The 3,841-nt window shown below is 68.9% G+C and carries 2 protein-coding genes; one reads left to right on the top strand and one right to left on the bottom strand.

Annotated elements, in window-relative coordinates; all coding sequences use genetic code 11:
• Nucleotides 1-56: 56 nt before the first annotated feature.
• On the bottom strand, nt 57-626 hold the full coding sequence (locus G3T14_RS23350) for a recombinase family protein (protein WP_163644886.1): 570 nt from the start codon (nt 624-626) through the stop codon (nt 57-59).
• Nucleotides 627-808: 182 nt separating this feature from the next.
• Here G3T14_RS23350 and G3T14_RS23355 point away from each other — a divergent pair, with 182 nt between their 5' ends.
• A complete protein-coding gene (locus tag G3T14_RS23355; RefSeq protein WP_163644885.1) occupies nt 809-3,775 on the top strand; it encodes a Tn3 family transposase in 2,967 nt (988 codons plus the stop codon).
• The last annotated feature ends 66 nt before the right edge of the window (nt 3,776-3,841 follow it).

Below are 3,841 nucleotides of genomic sequence, written 5' to 3' on the forward strand. Positions count from 1 at the left end.
GGGGTCACTGCAAGAAAGTGATCTGAGCGTACGCTAAGGGCGAACGGACAGGGAACTCAGGTGTCCTGCTCTGGCGTAGCGGCGGCGAGCGCTTCGTAGAGGGCGGTCTTTCCCACCCTCATCCGAGCGGCGGCCTCGCGCACGGTCAGCCCGGCGGCGAGGTGGATGCGGGCGCGGACGAGCTTGTCGGGTGTGACGACTGGTTTGCGGCCACCTTTCCGACCTCGGGCCTCTGCCGCCTTCAGCCCGGCGTTCGTGCGCTCCCGGATGAGATCGCGTTCGAACTGAGCCAGCGCCCCGAACAGGTGGAACACGAGCGTGCCGCCGGGCGTGGTGGTGTCGATCCCTTCGGTCAGCGATCGGAAGCCGACGCCCGCGGCAGCCAGTCCGCGAACGGTCTCGATCAGGTGCGCCATGGAACGGCCGAGCCGATCAAGCTTCCATACGACGAGAGCGTCCCCCGCCCGAACGTAGAGTAGGGCCTGGGAGAGGCCCGGCCGATCGGCTTTGGCGCCGGAGGCGCGGTCCTCGAACACCCGCTCGCAGCCCGCAGCGCGGAGAGCGTCGAACTGCAGGGCGAGATCCTGGTCGGTGGTAGACACCCGGGCATAGCCGATCAGTGCCAGGGCGACCTCCCGTGTCCGTTTTGCCGTCCGACTATCTTCTTGTCCGCTTCGCCGTTGTCAACGCATCTTGCCGGACAGCTTGGCTCCCGGCCGGCAGACGGTCGTATGACGGACGGCTCAGGCCGGTGAGCCGCTGTCGACGCGATGTCGGGCATAGGCCGACCCCGATCAGGAGAAGGCCCATGGCGAGGCGACGGCTGCTCGGGGATGATATGTGGGCGCGCCACCTGGAGCCGGTCCCCGACGAGCGCGAGATCACCCGCCACTATACGCTCGGAGCCGACGACTTGGCACAGGTGACCGCCAGGCGCGGCGACGCCAACCGGCTCGGCTACGCGCTCGTCCTTCTCTACCTGCGTTACCCGGGCCGTGTGCTGGAGACCGGCGAAGCGCTACCCGCCTCCATCGTCGCCTACGTTGCTCATCAGGTCGGGGCGCCCGTCTCCGCCCTCGACGACTACGGCCGCCGCGATGCCACCCGGCGGACGCATCTGGCCGAAGCGATGCGCACGGGCGGCTACACCGTCTTCGATCGCGCCGCAGCTCACGAGGTCCTGCCGGTCCTGACCGCGGCAGCCCAGACGATCGTGCGGCCCAGCCATCTCGCCGGCATCCTGATCGAGGAACTGCGCCGTAAGCGTGTGCTCCTTCCGCCGGCGCTCGTCCTGGAGGCCGTGATCCGGGGCGCGCGCCAACGCGCCGAACGGATGGCGCAGGAAGTCCTGACCGCGGACCTGGACGAAGCCGTGCTCGCTCGGCTCGACGGACTCCTCACCCCTCGGCCGATGGGAAAGCTCACTTGGCTCGGATGGCTCCGGAACGCGCCGCAGTCTCCCGCGGCGAAGAACGTGCCGAGGCTTCTGGATCGGCTGGACCACGTCCGAGCGCTTGGGATGGACCGCGCCCGTGCAGGCACATTGCCCCTGCCGGTGTTCGAGCGGTTGTCGGACGAGGCCAACCGGATCGCGGTACAACACCTGGCGGGCCTCAACGCGCTTCGGCGGCGGGCCGTGCTGGCCGCTGCCGCGGTCGGGATCGAAGAGGCGTTGACCGACGCGGCGCTCCTCATGTTCGAGAAGCTCATGGCCTCGCTCGGGCGCTCCGCCGTTCGCAAGACCGACGAGCGGGCGGCGCGATCCATGCGCGAGGTTCAGGGCGATCTCCACGTTCTCGCGCTCACCGGCCGGGCCATGATCGAGGCTCGCCGGACCGGTGCGGATCTCGAACAGGCCGTGGCGGCAAAGGTGGGCTGGACGCGCTTCGAGGCCGCGGTGGCGCACGCCGAGGCTCTTGCCGCGCCGGAGTTGGTCGATCCGACGGCGGAACTCGTCATGAGACACAGGACGCTGCGGATGTTCGGGCCGCGGCTCCTGAAAGCGTTCGCCTTCGAGGGCTCGGGCGCCGTGACGGACCTTCTGGCCGCCCTGCAGGTCATCGGCACCACCTACGCGAGCGGCAAGCGCAAGCTCCCCCTGTCGGCGCCACTCCGGTTCATGCCCCGGCGCTGGCGCTCCTTCGTACTCACCCAGGCCGGGATCGATCGTGCCGGCTACGAGCTGTGCGCCTTTTCCGAGCTGCGCGAGCGGCTGCGCGCGGGCGACGTCTGGGTGAGGGGTGCCCGGCGTTACCGAGCCTTCGACGACGATCTCCTCCCCCGGCCCACCTTCGAGGCCCTCAAGGCGGCGGGGCCTCTGCCGCTCGCCGTCCCGGCAAAGTTCGAGGACTATCTCGCCGAACGCTCCGCTCGGTTGAAGGAGGCCGCCATATCGGTGGGGGCCCGCGCCAGAGCCGGCGATCTTCCCGATGTGAAGCTGACCGAGGCGGGCCTGACGATCACGCCTCTGCGCGCCGTAACGCCGCCCGCGGTCAAGGCTGTCAAGCAAGCGCTGTACGACCACCTTCCGCGCGCGCGCATCACCGATATTCTCCTCGACGTGGACGCCTGGACCAACTTCTCGGACTGCTTCACGCACCGAAGGACCGGTCGCGCCTGCGACGACCGGGCGACGCTTCTCACCTGCGTGCTCGCCGATGGCATCAATCTCGGACTGACCCGCATGTCGGAGACCTGCCGCGGCGCCAGCCTGCGCCGGTTGGCCCTCGTTCATGACTGGCATGTGAGCGAAGCCGCCTACGCCGAAGCTCTGGCCCGGCTGATCGACGCGCACCGTGCCCTGCCTCTCGCCCAGGTTTGGGGCGACGGCACCCGGGCCAGCTCCGATGGCCAGCACTTCTTCGCGGGCGGTCAGGGCGAAGCCATCGCCGACGTGAACGCCCGCCACGGTAACGAGCCGGGCGTGAGCTTCTACACCCACGTCTCCGATCAATACGGTCCCTTCCACACCAAGGTGATCGCCGCCACGGCCGGTGAGGCGCCGCATGTTCTGGACGGACTCCTCTATCACCAGTCTGGCTTGGCGATCGAGGAACAGGCCGTCGACACGGGAGGTGCGTCCGACCACGTGTTCGGGCTCATGCCCTTCTTCGGCTACGGGTTCGCGCCGCGGCTGCGCGACCTCAAGGATCGTCGCCTGCATCTGCCGCCTGGGCTGATCCTCGACCCCCTGCTCGGACCCATGATCGACGCCGCCCACCCGGTCGACGTCAGTCACGTCGCCGAGCACTGGGATGAGCTCGCGCGCATGGCCGTCTCCATTCGCTCGGGCACGGTCACCGCGTCGGCGATGCTGAAACGACTGTCCGCCTATCCGCGCCAGAACGGCTTGGCGGTGGCGCTGCGCGAGGTAGGCCGGCTCGAGCGCGCGGTGTTCATGCTGAACTGGCTGCGCGATCTGGACCTGCGCCGGCGCACCCAGGCCGGTCTGAACAAGGGCGAGGCTCGCAATGCGCTCGCCCGTGCCATCTTCTTCTGCCAACTCGGCGAGCTGCGCGACCGCACCTTCGAGAATCAGGCCTACCGCGCCTCGGGGCTGAACCTGGTCGTCGCCGCCGTGATCCTTTGGAACACACGCTATCTGGCGATGGCCGCCGCGCACCTCGGCGTCGGCTCCGACGTCATGCGTCACGTGGCGCCACTCGGATGGGAGCACCTGTCGCTGACCGGCGACTACGCCTGGGACACATCGGATCAGCTCGCGCCCGGTGAGCTTCGCCCCCTCAGGACCAAGCCCTCGTTGCTCGCCGCATGATCGAGCTGATGTTCCCGGCACGTTCGCCCTTAGCGTACGATCCGATCACTTTCTTGCAGCGACCCC

It is taken from the genome of Methylobacterium sp. BTF04 (assembly GCF_010692745.1).
Lineage (GTDB): Bacteria > Pseudomonadota > Alphaproteobacteria > Rhizobiales > Beijerinckiaceae > Methylobacterium.

Bases quoted from the DNA above. Each gene is read 5' to 3' on its own strand.
- G3T14_RS23355 (WP_163644885.1), top strand. From the start codon at position 809: ATGGCGAGGCGACGGCTGCTCGGGGATGATATGTGGGCGCGCCACCTG.